This window comes from Psychromonas sp. MME2, from assembly GCF_040566515.1.
Taxonomy (GTDB): Bacteria; Pseudomonadota; Gammaproteobacteria; order Enterobacterales; family Psychromonadaceae; genus Psychromonas.
In genome coordinates this window covers 206,250-220,165 of the sequence record NZ_JBEWXI010000010.1, presented here as the reverse complement: position 1 = coordinate 220,165, position 13,916 = coordinate 206,250, and the positions used below count along the sequence as shown (strand labels likewise).

Sequence of the window (13,916 nt, the reverse complement as noted above, 5' to 3'; positions counted from 1 at the left end):
GTAATTCACTATAGCGCGGCTCGATCACGTTGATTAATGTCTTTCGGGGTAAACGACGCATATCTCGACCACCGACACTCGGCAACTCAATCATCTATCATCATCTATTTGATCTAAATTCAAACTGCCATGTTTAACCTTGATCTCCTCCGCAGAACTGGGCGGAGCACTAAAAGCAATGGCAATATCATTCGTCACCGAATTTCCTGCGTAATCAAGTACTAAACTGTATTTTAGCGCCCCTGCAACATAAATGGAGATATCCATGGTACCGCTCCCCATATCAACAACGCAGACACCTAACTCTTTTTCATCTTCACTTAAAATTGAACAGCTTGAAGCGACACCTGAAAAGGTAAGCTGATTAATAACCAAGCCACATCGTTCTACGGCTTTTTCTAAATTTTTCACTAAATCGTTATGACAAGTTATTAAATGAACGTCTGCTTTTAATTTTACTCCCGATAGCCCCAATGGGTTTTTAATATGCCCCTGAGAGTCGATAGAAAACTCCTGTGGTATCACATCTAAAAGACGTTGGTCATCACGAATTTTCACAGAGCGAGCGTTGTGTAAAACACTCTCCACATCATATGTGCTGACTTCATGATCCTCAATTGCCCATGTTCCTGATTCATTTAATGATTCAATATGAGAGCCAGACACATTTAGGTTAACCGATGAAACTGAGCAGTCTGCCATTTTCTCTGCTCGTTCAGAGCCGTTTTAATCGCCTCTACGACAGAATTCAAATCAATAACTAAGCCTTTATCCACTCCTTTCGAAGTAGACTCGCCAATACCAACAATATTAATGGTGTTATCGGCAAGCTCTTCACCGATAAGCAGTACGATTTTGCTGCTACCAATATCTAATCCAACTGTGTAACTCGTTTCCATGCTCACGTTTTACCATCTGTTTTTTAGTGAAAAGCAGTTAAATTCTGCAATTTTGATTAATCTCATTTTAACTTATTTTTCCAACCGATTGCGAAACCAGTATCATAACGCAAATCAATATAATCGATTGTTGTTATATCATATTCTTTTTCAAGTAAAGGATACACACTTAAGAAACGTTGAATACGATCAAGTTGTTGCTCCTGACCTAAACGTAATGCGATTCCATTATCTAACGTAACGTCACTTGAATGACGTTTATCACTTGTTAAAGAGGCTATTTTAAATTTATTCACCTTCAGTAAGCGATTAATTTTCATATAATCAGTTAATATATCACCCGCAAACTGATCTTCGCCGTAAAGTGTCGCTAATTTATCATCCGTGGTATCGGGTGAAACCGTAATTATCTCACCAAAACGATTTAATAGCGTTTTATCATTCCATATTGCAACAATTGATTGCTCAACAATATGAATTTTTAATGTATCCGGCCAACGTTTACGAATCGAGGCAGAATAAACCCATGGCAGATTTTCTATTTCCTGCTGTATTTCTGCAATTTCTAATGTAAAAAAATTCAATCTGTTTTGCTGTGCAATAAGAATTTTACGTACATCATTTACGGCAATGTGCTTAATATTACCCGTTAAAATCAATGAGCTCAATGGCATCGATTGCTGATCAGTTAACCAAGCACTTACTCTAAAATAACCATACTGAAGGAAATAAATTAAAGTAATAAAAAACAGTAAACTAACTAATTTACCAAATTTCACCTGCTTTAATTTATCCCACATAATAATTATAATGTTTGCTTCAATATTTCTAAAACAATTTCATCGAACTCAAGACCAGCTTGCTTTGCTGCTTTGGGTACTAAACTTGTTTCAGTCATACCAGGTACGGTATTTACTTCAAGGAGATACCAATTTCCTTGCGTATCCAACATAAAATCTACCCGTCCCCAACCACTGCAACCAATCGCAGCAAATGCGCTAACGGCAAGGTCATTTAATTGCGCTAATTTTTGCGGGTCTAATCCACAGGGACAAAAATACTGGGTATCCGTAGATTGGTATTTAGCTTGATAATCATAGAATATGTTGGCTGTTTGCATGCGAATTGCAGGTAAAGCTTGACCATTTAATATAGTTACCGTGTATTCTTGCCCAGTAATCCACGTTTCTAATAGCACTTTATTATCAAATGTAAACGCTTGCGTTAGTGCCGCAAGTAATTCATTAACATTTGTAGCTTTTGCCATGCCAATACTGGAACCTTCATTAACAGGTTTAACCATGACAGTTCCCGATAACTTGGCAAGTATATCCTCTGCGTGTTCAGGGTTAAAGTGATCTTTGACAATTAGTTGATAATGAGCAGTGGGCAATTGCGAACTTTGCCAAATTTGTTTACTTTTAGATTTATCCATTGCAATCGCAGAACTAAGCACATCGCTTCCCGTAAAAGGAATTTGCAGCGTGGTTAAAAATCCTTGGATGCAGCCATCTTCACCGCCTCTACCATGCAAAGCGATAAAGACACGATCAATCCCCGTTTTTAATTGCGTAATATCATCATGTTTAGGATCCACGCCAATGGCATCAACCCCTGACGTAATAAGGCATCGAGTACTGCACGACCAGAGCGCAACGAAACCTCACGCTCGGCACTATTTCCCCCTAATAAAACAGCAACTTTACCAAAATCAACACTCATTATTCATTTCCTACTTGTTGCATTTTTTGTATGTCTAATTGTAATTCTGCAAGTAATTTTACTACACCACCAATATTACCCGCACCTTGTGTTAAGACAATGTCACCATCACCAATTATTTGTGCCAACATCATCGGTAGCGCTTCAGGGGTCGGGACAAAAATGGGCTCTTTACCACTACTAAGGCGAATTGTTGGCATAATGAACGGCTGTCAGCGCCCGGTATAGGCGCTTCTCCGGCAGCGTAAACATCTAGTAAAAAGAGCTGATCAACCTGTGCTAATACCTGCGAAAAATCTTCATAAAGATCCCGTGTACGGGTATAGCGATGAGGTTGATATGCCATTAATAGCCGTTTTTCTGGCCAAGCTTCTTTAATGGCGTTAATGGTGGCAAGTACCTCCGTTGGATGGTGCCCATAATCGTCAATAAGCATCGCTTTACCACGTCCGGTTTCAAATTCACCATACTGCTCAAAACGACGCCCAATACCTTGAAACTCATTAAGTGCATTGAGAATATCACTATCATCGATATTATCTTCCATGGCAACGGCAATCGCCGCCGCTGCATTTAAAGCATTATGTTTGCCGGGTAAATTAAGTTGAATGGTTAATGCTTCCCTATTCACTCGATGTACAACAAACTCACTGCGTGTCACTGTCTGTTTAAAATCAGAGATTCTTACATCGGCCTGCTCATGAAAACCATAGGTGATACATTGCCGCGCAAAGCGAGGTATTAATGACTCTATCACTTTATCATCTAGGCAAACAACGGCTGTGCCGTAAAAAGGTAAGTTTTGTATAAATTGCACAAAAGTATCTTTTAATACTTCAAAATTCCCCTGATACGTATCCATATGATCAGCTTCAATATTGGTGATCACTGATACCATTGGTTGTAAATGTAAGAATGATGCATCACTTTCATCGGCTTCAGCTATCAAATAGCGGCTTTGGCCTAACTTTGCGTTGGTGCCTGCGCTATTGAGTAATCCTCCAATAACAAAAGTAGGATCTAAATTCGCTTGTCCATAAATACTCGCAATTAAGCTTGTCGTGGTTGTTTTACCATGTGTCCCAGCGATGGCAACACCATGTCGATAGCGCATTAATTCAGCTAACATTTCAGCGCGACGCACAACGGGAATACGCGCCTGTTGAGCCGCCAACAACTCGGCATTGTCGGCAGCGATAGCCGTAGATACGACCACTACCGATGCGCCATAGATATTTTCCTGCTTATGGCCGATAAAAATATCAGCGCCGATAGCACGCAGACGCTTAACAACCGCATTCTCAGCAATATCCGATCCGGTAATATGGTAACCTTCATAGGCAAGTACTTCGGCGATCCCGCCCATACCGGCACCACCCACTCCGATAAAATGAATCTGTTTAACGCGACGCATTTCAGGAATAATGGTACGTATTTGTGCGAGTTCAATTTTTGTCATAATAAATCACTAATCTTTTTTTGTTAATGTAATAAGTTGATTACAGATAGTCGCAACGCGCTCGGTCGCATCTGTAATGGCTGCTTTTCTGCAATTATTAGACATCACTTTAAGCAACTCTCTATTCTCGCTGAATTTACGCAAATAATCACTCAATAAATCGTCATTGAGTTCTTTTTGAGGTATCAACACAGCTGCTTGTAAATCAACTAATTGTTGTGCATTTTTAGTTTGGTGGTCATCTACGGCATAGGGTAGTGGAACAAAAATAGCGGGTAAACCAACCACCGCAATTTCAGCAACCGTTAACGCCCCTGCACGGCAAATAATTAAATCGGCCCAACTGTATACTTCATCCATGTCCGTAATAAACGCACGTGTACGTCAGAGGCTGAGTTGTATTCTTGATAAGCTTGTTTCACGCTCTGATAGTGCATCTTGCCCGTTTGATGAATAATCGTTATTTGTGATTCACTAAAATGGCGAGCAACTTTCGGTAATAACTCATTTAATGCCTTGGCGCCTAAGCTACCACCAACAATCAGTACCTTTAACGGCATTGCTTTATCTGATATTTTTTTTGCTGGCAGATTAATCAATTTTTCACGGACAGGATTGCCTACTAATTGCGCATTCGCCGCTTTAATATCACTCGCAAAACCCAGCAACACTTTTTTAGCAAAATGAGATAATATTTTATTTGTTAGCCCCATGGCGGCATTTTGTTCATGTAAAACAACGGGAATTCCCATACTCCATGCGGCTATCCCCCCCGGACCACTAGCAAAGCCGCCCATACCTAAGACCAATTTTATATTACGTTGTTTTAAAACCTGACGCGCCTGTCTAATCGATTTAATGATTTTAAAGGGAGCGAGTAGCATACGCTTTAAACCATTCCCTCGGACACCTGCAATATCAATAAAATCAATGGGGTAACCATACTCAGGCACCAGTTGAGCTTCCATACGGTCAGCCGTGCCAAGCCAGTATACATGCCAACCTTGTTGTTGTAGTTTGTCTGCGACTGCCAACCCAGGAAACACATGACCGCCAGTCCCTCCTGCCATGACTAAAAGTGACTTATTATTCATCAATTTCTTCTTTTATTGTTGCTTTGTTGCGTTGTTTTTTATTACTCATGCGCACCTGTGAAGAGGCTTGCCGCGTCTCAAAGTCAATCCGTAACAGTAGTCCAACCCCAATCGCAATCGTGACCAAACTAGAGCCCCCGTAGCTAACCAAAGGTAATGTTAATCCCTTAGTTGGGGCGATGCCCGATGCAGCACCAACATTAACAGCGGTTTGAAATGCAAACCAGATAGCAATGCCAATGGCAACATAGCCAGAAAAGATATTCGAGATCAATAGGGCTTTTTTACCAATAGAAAAGGCTTTGTAAACTAAAACAAACTCCAACAGGATAACAATTGTAACACCAACGAACCCCAACTCTTCAGCGAGTATAGCCATAATAAAATCGGTATGTGCTTCCGGTAAATATTCCAGCTTTTGTACTGAATTACCCAATCCCTGACCAAACCAACCGCCACGCCCAAAAGCCATTAAAGATTGTGTTAATTGATAGCTGCGACCAAAGGGATCTGCCCAAGGATCTAAAAAACCAAATACGCGCGCCATTCGATAGGGAGAAGTGACAATCAGCATTACAATAACGGCTAATAAAGAGACGGCAATACCAATAAAGGAGATCAATTTAGCATCAGCAATGAATAGCATTCCCATCATAACGACTACGATCACCACGGTCGAACCAAGGTCTGGTTGCAACAACAAAAGAAGCGCAAAAACACTTAACAACACTAAAGGCTTAACAAATCCCTTGATGGTATCAACAACCTCAGCTTGACGACGAACAAGGTAACTCGCTAGAAAAAGAATAATAGATAACTTAGCAAATTCAGAAGGCTGTATATTTAATGGGCCAACTCTCAACCAGCGATGTGCGCCATTTACTTCCGTACCGACAAAGATAACGGCCAGTAAACCTAACAACGCCCCCATTAAAAATAAATTTTGTTTTTCATACCATTTGTGCATCGGAATAGAAACAACAACGGCGAGTATCACGAAACAGACCATGATATATAAGAACTGACGCTTAAGAAAGCGAAAGGGATCATCATCAATGGCAATCCCCTCATGAATTGAAGCCGATGCCACAATAACCATACCAATTGACATTAAAATTAAGACAATAATAAGCAGTGGCTTATCATAAGCTTGTTGCTTAGGATCAATGGCAAATAGTTTATAAAACCAGGTCATCCTTGTGCTTCCATGGCGCTCACCAACGCCTTAAAATGATCCCCTCAGCCATGAAATTACGATACATATCAAGACTGGCACAGGCTGGACTTAAAATAACTAAATCACCACGGTCACTGTTTGCTGCAATTAATTGCACGGCTTCATCTAAGTTGTTGACACGCTGAGCACGCCCACTGACAGCCATAATTTGCTCTGCATCTTTACCAAAACAGACTATTAACCCTTCCACTTCCTGTAGCACTGCAGTTAGCTCGCTAAAATCAGCCCCCTTTCCTTCGCCGCCTAAAATAACATGAACCTTACCTGCAATGGTCGCAGATAGCCCCATCAAGGCCGCCTGTGTAGCACCTACATTGGTCGCTTTCGAGTCATTTATCCAACGTACACCATTAATATCAGCAATAAATTCACAACGATGCCTTAATCCGGAATAGTTTTTTAGTGTCGTTAACATCGCCTTTTTACTGATGCCAACCGCTTCCCCTAATGCAAAGGCGGCGAGTGCGTTCAACCAGTTATGTTTACCACTTAACTTCAGCTGTTGTACGGCAAAAAATGGCGCGCCTTGGTGAGCTAAGCAGATATTGCCCTGTTCATCCTTTACTATGCCGTAGTCTCGCTCATCGAAACCAAAGCTATTTTGGGGTTGTGCTTCGTTTACTGGTAAAGTTAAAAGGTCATCTCGGTTATAGAGTGCCTTTTTGCTTTGCGTATAAATAAATTGTTTGGTTTGCGCGTAATGTTGAAAAGAGTCATATCTATCTAAATGATCTTCACTAATGTTTAAAATAGTCGCAACATCAGCAAGTAATGAATGGGTTGTTTCCAATTGAAAGCTAGATAACTCAAGAATATATAAGTCAATATTTGGCGCAAGCAGTTGTAATGCAGGAATGCCAATATTACCACCAACGGCAACATTAATATTGTCTTGCTTTGCCATTTCGCCAAGTAGCGTTGTTACGGTACTTTTTCCATTAGAGCCGGTGATTGTAACAAGCTTTGCATGTTGATATGGTTGCGTTTGTAGCTGCCTCGCAAATAATTCTATATCGCCGATGACTTCAACACCCTGTTCAATGGCAAACTGTATTGCAGGTAAGCTAAGTGGCAAGCCAGGGCTCACCACAAGCAGTGGGAATTTTGCTAATTCCGTTCCAGTTAAAGGGCCAAGGAGAAGAGTAACGTCACCATTTAGCTTATCGACCTCAGGTGGGCAATCACGGGTATCAAATACGGTGACCCGGTATCCTTGTGCATGCAAAAAATCGACACAAGATACCCCCGTTACCCCTAATCCAATCACTCCAACCTGTTGTTTATCCATATTAACGAACCTTTAATGTGACAAGACCAATCAATACCATGACAATGGTAATAATCCAAAAACGTACAATCACACGCGGCTCTGGCCATCCTTTCTTTTCATAATGATGGTGTATGGGGGCCATACGAAAGATTCGTTGTTTACGCATTTTATAGGAACCAACCTGGAGAATGACTGACAGCGTTTCAATCACAAAAATCCCTCCCATGATCACCAATAATATTTCTTGGCGTACTAATACGGCAATGATCCCAAGCAATGCCCCTAAAGCAAGAGAGCCCACATCACCCATAAACACTTGCGCAGGATAGGTGTTAAACCATAGGAAACCTAAACCCGCACCGACAATCGTTCCACAAACAATAACCAATTCACTCGCCTTGGGGATATAAGGTATATATAAATAGTGGGCATAATTAACATGGCTGGTCAAATAAGCAATAAGAGCAAAGGCCGCAGCTACCATTACAGTTGGCATAATAGCTAAACCATCCAAACCATCGGTTAGGTTTACCGCATTACTGCTACCAACGATAGTGAAATAAACCAGAGGAATAAATAGCAATCCCAGGTAAGGCATATATTGTTTAAAAAAGGGCACCACAAAGGTCATTTCAGCAGGGCTAGATGCACTATACATTAGCACTGCACCTAACAATAATGCCGTTATAGATTGCCAAAAGTATTTCCAACGTGCAATTAATCCATCGGGATGCTTACGTACGACTTTTAAATAATCATCCATAAAACCGATACCACCAAAGGCAAGCGTAGTAAAGAGCACAATCCACACATAATAATTATCTAAACGCGCCCAGAGTAATATTGATAAACAGATAGCTGCTAGGATCATAATCCCGCCCATCGTTGGGGTGCCAGCCTTACTAAAGTGGGATTCGGGACCATCATTACGCACTACTTGACCTATCTGCATTCGTTGCAAAAATCGGATAAGTTTAGGGCCGAACCATAACGAAAATGCCAATGCGGTCAGTACCGCCATCACGGTACGAACTGAAAGGTAGGTCAATACATTAAAGAATGTAAAATAACTTGAAAGTAATTCTGCTAACCAAACAATCATGTTTTTTCCTGTTAATAAATTTATTAAAATATGATTACAATATCGACTAAAAGTTAATGTGACGCCTGTTTAATAAATGCCACAGCGTCTTCCATTTTTGCGCCACGAGAGCCTTTAACCAAAATAGTAACTTTTGTTCGATTAGATAGAATATGTTCTCGTAAATAATCATTAAGTGCTTGTTTATTCGTAAAATGTATTGCGTTTTTATCGGTAGATTCATTATATGCAATTGATGTTTTTTCGCTCAATATACCAACGGTCAATAGCTGTTCGATATTTTTCAATGCCGCATACTCTCCAACAGCAATATGCTCCTGCTCGCTATATTGCCCTAACTCCGCCATATCACCTAAAATAAGTAAAGTTGCCCCTTCCTGCAAAGCCAATAGATCAATAGCAGCTTTAACGGATGCCGAATTTGCATTATAGGTATCATCTATCAACGAAATAAACTCATTAATCGCAGTACAGTTGACTCTGCCTGATACCGCATGCAAAGCGTTAAGCCCTAATTGGATAGCATCAATATCACATCCTAAAGCAATCGCCATACTCGCAGCAGCAAGTGCATTACTTACATTATGTTGACCGGCTATATTTAATTGGATGTCAACCATCTGATGTTCATTATCGTATTCTATATTTAAAGTAAAACGGCCATTGCCCATTGCATCATAGCGAATATTACTCGCAAATAAATTAGCGCAAGCATTACTTATGGAAAATGTAATTATTTTATTGCCTTGCTGTTCAATCTGCTGCTGATAATCATTAACAAAATCAGCATCAAGGTTAAGTACAGCAATACCTTGTGCAGATAAACTTTGCCAAATTTCTCCCTTGGCTTTTGCAACCCCGGCAAGCGATTCCAAACCCTTCTAAATGAGCTGGCATAACATTATTAATCAGCGCTACATCAGGTTTAGCAAGCTTTGCTGTATAGGCAATTTCACCAGGGTGATTTGCCCCTAGCTCTACAACAGCGAAATGGTTCGATTGGCTTAAACGTAATAGTGTTAAAGGTAAACCAATATCATTATTAAAATTGCCAGCTGTCGCCAACACGGCATCTTTCGCTGGATCATGCTGCCGTAATATTTGACTCAATAACTCTTTCGTTGTGGTTTTACCATTACTACCGGTGATCGCTGCGCACTTAAGCCCTTCAATTTTATCTCTGACATAGGCACCTAAAAGCCCCAGGGCAATACGCGTGTCTTTCACTAAAATATAAGGTAATCCTGTATTAACTTTTCTATGCACTAACAATAGAGCAGCACGACTTTCAACGTCATCAATAAACGCATGTGCATCAAATGACGCGCCCTGTAAAGCAATAAATAGAGAGTTCATGTTAACATTACGGCTATCAGTACAAACCGAGTCGATCACCAACTCGCTCGCCGGTTCATTAAAAATATCCCCTCCCGTTGCCAATGCAATTTCAGCAACACTTAAACTTAACATTCATCTATCCTATTATATTGTTTTTGTAATTCGGCTAATACTTTTCTATCGCTGTAGTCATAGCGTTTATCGGCAATAATTTGATAATCTTCATGGCCTTTCCCCGCAAGCAATATAATATCATTGGGCTGGCTTGTTGCTAATAAAGATAAAATAGCTTGTTCTCTGTCATGAATAACCTCTACTTCATCGGGTTTAGTAAAACCGCTTAGAATATCTTTCATAATCTCACTAGCGGGCTCACTACGGGGATTATCATCAACTAATACTACTTTTTGGGCAAACGTCTCTGCTATTTTAGCCATTTCAGCACGTTTACCCTTATCTCTATCGCCCCCACAGCCGAATACTGCAATCAAACGCCCCGACGATTTATGTTTTTGTAAGGCGACGAGTGCTTTTTCCAAGGCATCTGGGGTATGTGCATAATCGACAACAAAGGTCACTTTTTGCTTTGCAAAAAGGTACTGCTCCATACGACCGGGTACGGCACTTAACTTAGTAAAAAGTGCCTCAAGCACTGATACTGGAAAATTTTCAGCCAATAATTGTGTTAATACCGCGGCTAAATTAGCAACATTAAAATCACCATAAAACGGGGCGCTAATATTGCCTTTTCCCCAGGAAGAGGTAAATGAAAAAGTGATACCTTTTGCTAAATATTCAACATTTGTGATCTGTAAATATCTGTGCAGCTGGGCAAAGTCACTAGCATTAAATCCATAGACTATCGCATCGGGAAACTCGCTTAGCCATGTTCGGCCAACGAGATCATCACCATTTATAATGCGATGCGTTAACGGGTATTCCGTGAACAAGCGCTTTTTGGTAGCTGCATAATTTTCCATGGTTTCATGATAGTCGAGGTGATCACGCGACAAATTAGTAAAAATAGCACTATGGAAAGGCAGAGCAGAAACGCGATCCTGTGCTAAACCATGGGATGAAACCTCCATCACCGTATAATCGACACCACTACTTTGATAGCAATTTAATTGAGCAAAAACAGAAAGTGCATCCAGTGTCGTATTTTCACTACTTTTTAGCTTTCCAAACAGCCCATTACCAATGGTCCCCATTTGTGCACTTTGCAAGCCTAATAAGGTAAAGGCGTTAGCTAATAAACTGGCTATGGTAGTTTTGCCATTGGTGCCCGTAACAGCGATAACCTTATGCAAGGGTTTTTCTTGAAAATGAAAACGGTAGGCGAGTCCACTTAGGATGGCACTAAGTTGGTAGATACTGATAATAGGTACGGCCCCATTAAGGGTAATATGACCGTGTTCGTTAGGCTGTTTAGTCTCCGATAAAACAGCGCAAGCCCCTTGAGCTATCGCGTTGTCAATATAAGCACGCCCATCTAGTTTGGCCCCTTGTAATGCAACAAAAAGGTTATCGGCAACTATTTCACGACTATCAAGGGTTATCCCTGACACATATATAGAATCAAAATCACATACAAACCAAGGTGTTAATAATTTATCTAAAGGTATTTTATGGCATGTATGGCCCATCATTAATATTACTCCAATAGGGTATAACGTTCATTTTCATCATCAGGTCGAATGTGCGTCAATAACAGTGCACTCTTCATCACTGCGGAAAAAACAGGTGCCGCAACATCGCCAGCGTAATAGCGATCACCTTGCGGTTCATTAATCATCACTGCAATTGCAAAACGTGGGTTGCTAATAGGTGCTAATCCTGCAAATACCGCAACATAGTCATCACCATACCCACCAGCTTCAGCTTTACGTGATGTCCCTGTTTTACCGGCAATACGATACCCCTCTACCTTAGCCTGCGGTGCGGTGCCGCCCTTTTGACTTACCCCTTCCATCATCGCAACAACTTCACGGGCAATTTGACGAGGAATAACCTGTTCACCAACTGCTGGCGAGGTGTTTTTCAATATTGAAATAGGATATTCAACACCACCACTGCCTAAGATAGCGTAGGCTTTTGCTAATTGTAGTGTTGTCGTGGTAATACCATAGCCAAAGGACATCGTCGCAAGTTCAAAATCAGACCAACGTTTACGCAACGGTAAACGTCCAACACTTTCACCAATTAAGGCGATACCCGTGTCATTACCAAAGCCGAAATTTGCAAAGGTTTGCTGCAATTGATCCGGTTGTAATCGTAACGCTAATTTACTCACTCCAATATTACTCGACTTTTTCAGAATCATTGCTAAATCAATTTTACCTAGGTTTTTACCATCACGTACACGTCTACCACCTATGTGCATCCACCCAGGAGAGGTATCAATCACTTCATCAATATCAGCCTTACCATTGACTAACGCACTTGCCACGACCAATGGCTTAACAGTCGACCCTGGTTCAAAGGTATCGGTAATGGCTCTATTTCTTAATTTATAGGGTTGGTATTGTTCACGATCATTGGGATTAAAAGAGGGGTAGTTTGCCATCGCATATATTTCTCCGGACTTCACATCAATCACGACAATCGATCCGGAAGTTGCTTCATTAATTTCAACGGCAAGCTTTAATTGGCTATAGGCCTCAGCTTGAATTCGTTGATCAATGCTCAGTTGTAAATTACCCGCTGCTTTTCTTTCTTTTAATATTTCAATATTATCAATAACATTACCAAGCCTATCCTTACGCACCCGTTTCGAACCATTTTGTCCTTGCAGATAGTCGTTATAACTTTTCTCAATGCCTTCAATACCTTGTGCATCAAGGTCAGTCAACCCCAAGATATTGGCATTAATCTCGCCAGTGGGATAATAACGATGTGATTCAACCTGTTTTGCAATGCCCGCTAAATTTAATTTATCAATGTATTGTACAACCGAATTATTAACTTGCCGTTTAAGGTAGGCAAATCGTGAATTAGGTTTTTCGATAATCGCCGCTAAGCTTTTCATGTCGATATCTAAGACTTCCGCTAATGCAGGCCATTTTTTTGATTCATAAAAATAGTTTTTAGTATGAATTTCTTTGCCTGTACGAGGGTTTATTTCAACACTTTGTAACCATTCTTCTTTTGTAAATGCATATTTATCCTTGACCGCCTTTGGATGACCCAAATTGCATAGGCAGGCACACTAATCGCGAGCTCTTCACCATGACGGTCTGAAATATCACCTCGATGAGCAATAGAATTTGTCACTCGTAAGCTGCGTTTATCCGCTTCATTCGCTAAATATTCTGGCTCTACAACTTGTAAGTAGGCTAGACGACTAATAAGTAAAAGCGCAATCAAAGAAATAATGACAGACACAGTAATATAACGCCACGATGAAAAGTTGGCGTATACTTTGTTCTTCTTAATCTGTTGACTCTTTTTACTTTTTATTGAAATCCGTTTCTTATTATTCATGGGAGTTCCACTAATACGCTATTGTGCTTAGTCGGTTGTGACATCGATAATTTTTTGTTTGCTATACGCCGGATGCGACTATGTTCATCCAAAGTATGCTCTTCAAGTAAAAGATTACGTTTCTCAATCATTAAATTATCTTTGTACTGTGATAATTGCTCTTTTAAGGTCACTAATTCACGCGTTTGATGGGTGATATAGATGTTATAAAAAGCACTAAGTAAAATGCTCAAAGCGATAATGATCGCTAATCCATTTCTACGTAGGTCTGCTAAAATCAAAAGCAGCAAACTATCACGAGCTTCACTCAAT

Annotated in this window: 12 protein-coding genes and 3 pseudogenes; all 15 read right to left on the bottom strand. The window is 40.5% G+C overall.

Features of this window, described 5'->3' with window-relative positions; translation table 11 throughout:
- Positions 1 to 90: 90 nt before the first annotated feature.
- The gene (gene ftsA / locus AB1A03_RS09475) at positions 91 to 702 is read right to left on the bottom strand and encodes a cell division protein FtsA (protein WP_354624428.1); all 612 of its coding nucleotides are present in this window, start codon (positions 700 to 702) and stop codon (positions 91 to 93) included.
- Entirely contained in the window at positions 669 to 899 is a 231-nt protein-coding gene (locus AB1A03_RS09470) for a hypothetical protein (RefSeq protein WP_354624427.1), read from the bottom strand. The genes ftsA and AB1A03_RS09470 overlap by 34 nt, the downstream gene beginning before the upstream one ends.
- A gap of 62 nt (positions 900 to 961) precedes the next feature.
- Positions 962 to 1,699 carry a cell division protein FtsQ/DivIB gene (locus tag AB1A03_RS09465; RefSeq protein WP_354624426.1) on the bottom strand — a complete coding sequence of 246 codons (738 nt, stop codon included), beginning with the start codon at positions 1,697 to 1,699 and terminating at the stop codon, positions 962 to 964.
- Positions 1,700 to 1,704: 5 nt separating this feature from the next.
- A pseudogene (locus AB1A03_RS09460) lies at positions 1,705 to 2,621 on the bottom strand (D-alanine--D-alanine ligase).
- Positions 2,621 to 4,080, bottom strand: a pseudogene (gene murC / locus AB1A03_RS09455) (UDP-N-acetylmuramate--L-alanine ligase). Before murC ends, AB1A03_RS09460 begins: the two co-directional pseudogenes overlap by 1 nt.
- Positions 4,081 to 4,089: 9 nt before the next feature.
- A pseudogene (gene murG, locus AB1A03_RS09450) lies at positions 4,090 to 5,174 on the bottom strand (undecaprenyldiphospho-muramoylpentapeptide beta-N-acetylglucosaminyltransferase).
- A complete protein-coding gene (gene ftsW / locus AB1A03_RS09445) occupies positions 5,167 to 6,369 on the bottom strand; it encodes a putative lipid II flippase FtsW (protein ID WP_354624425.1) in 1,203 nt (400 codons plus the stop codon). Before ftsW ends, murG begins: the two are co-directional and overlap by 8 nt.
- A 19-nt stretch (positions 6,370 to 6,388) precedes the next feature.
- Positions 6,389 to 7,699, bottom strand: coding sequence for a UDP-N-acetylmuramoyl-L-alanine--D-glutamate ligase (gene murD, locus AB1A03_RS09440; RefSeq protein WP_354624424.1), 1,311 nt, complete (start codon positions 7,697 to 7,699; stop codon positions 6,389 to 6,391).
- A 1-nt stretch (position 7,700) separates the two neighbouring features.
- Entirely contained in the window at positions 7,701 to 8,783 is a 1,083-nt protein-coding gene (gene mraY / locus AB1A03_RS09435; protein ID WP_354624423.1) for a phospho-N-acetylmuramoyl-pentapeptide-transferase, read from the bottom strand.
- Between the two features lie 53 nt (positions 8,784 to 8,836).
- A complete protein-coding gene (locus AB1A03_RS09430) occupies positions 8,837 to 9,658 on the bottom strand; it encodes a Mur ligase family protein (protein WP_354624422.1) in 822 nt (273 codons plus the stop codon).
- On the bottom strand, positions 9,579 to 10,253 hold the full coding sequence (locus AB1A03_RS09425) for a UDP-N-acetylmuramoyl-tripeptide--D-alanyl-D-alanine ligase (protein WP_354624421.1): 675 nt from the start codon (positions 10,251 to 10,253) through the stop codon (positions 9,579 to 9,581). Before AB1A03_RS09425 ends, AB1A03_RS09430 begins: the two co-directional genes overlap by 80 nt.
- Positions 10,247 to 11,770, bottom strand: coding sequence for a UDP-N-acetylmuramoyl-L-alanyl-D-glutamate--2,6-diaminopimelate ligase (gene murE / locus AB1A03_RS09420; protein ID WP_354624420.1), 1,524 nt, complete (start codon positions 11,768 to 11,770; stop codon positions 10,247 to 10,249). Before murE ends, AB1A03_RS09425 begins: the two co-directional genes overlap by 7 nt.
- 5 nt (positions 11,771 to 11,775) lie before the next feature.
- On the bottom strand, positions 11,776 to 13,311 hold the full coding sequence (locus tag AB1A03_RS09415; protein WP_354624419.1) for a peptidoglycan D,D-transpeptidase FtsI family protein: 1,536 nt from the start codon (positions 13,309 to 13,311) through the stop codon (positions 11,776 to 11,778).
- Positions 13,239 to 13,604, bottom strand: coding sequence for a hypothetical protein (locus AB1A03_RS09410; protein WP_354624418.1), 366 nt, complete (start codon positions 13,602 to 13,604; stop codon positions 13,239 to 13,241). Before AB1A03_RS09410 ends, AB1A03_RS09415 begins: the two co-directional genes overlap by 73 nt.
- Entirely contained in the window at positions 13,601 to 13,915 is a 315-nt protein-coding gene (ftsL, locus tag AB1A03_RS09405; RefSeq protein ID WP_354624417.1) for a cell division protein FtsL, read from the bottom strand. The genes AB1A03_RS09410 and ftsL overlap by 4 nt, the downstream gene beginning before the upstream one ends.
- Between the last annotated feature and the right edge of the window lies 1 nt (position 13,916).

Excerpts from the sequence above, each read along its gene's own strand:
- ftsA (WP_354624428.1), bottom strand. The coding sequence starts at position 702 with ATGGCAGACTGCTCAGTTTCATCGGTTAACCTAAATGTGTCTGGCTCT.
- AB1A03_RS09470 (WP_354624427.1), bottom strand. The coding sequence starts at position 899 with ATGGAAACGAGTTACACAGTTGGATTAGATATTGGTAGCAGCAAAATC.
- AB1A03_RS09465 (WP_354624426.1), bottom strand. The coding sequence starts at position 1,699 with ATGTGGGATAAATTAAAGCAGGTGAAATTTGGTAAATTAGTTAGTTTA.
- ftsW (WP_354624425.1), bottom strand. The coding sequence starts at position 6,369 with ATGACCTGGTTTTATAAACTATTTGCCATTGATCCTAAGCAACAAGCT.
- murD (WP_354624424.1), bottom strand. The coding sequence starts at position 7,699 with ATGGATAAACAACAGGTTGGAGTGATTGGATTAGGGGTAACGGGGGTA.
- mraY (WP_354624423.1), bottom strand. The coding sequence starts at position 8,783 with ATGATTGTTTGGTTAGCAGAATTACTTTCAAGTTATTTTACATTCTTT.
- AB1A03_RS09425 (WP_354624421.1), bottom strand. The coding sequence starts at position 10,253 with ATGTTAAGTTTAAGTGTTGCTGAAATTGCATTGGCAACGGGAGGGGAT.
- murE (WP_354624420.1), bottom strand. The coding sequence starts at position 11,770 with ATGATGGGCCATACATGCCATAAAATACCTTTAGATAAATTATTAACA.
- AB1A03_RS09410 (WP_354624418.1), bottom strand. The coding sequence starts at position 13,604 with ATGAATAATAAGAAACGGATTTCAATAAAAAGTAAAAAGAGTCAACAG.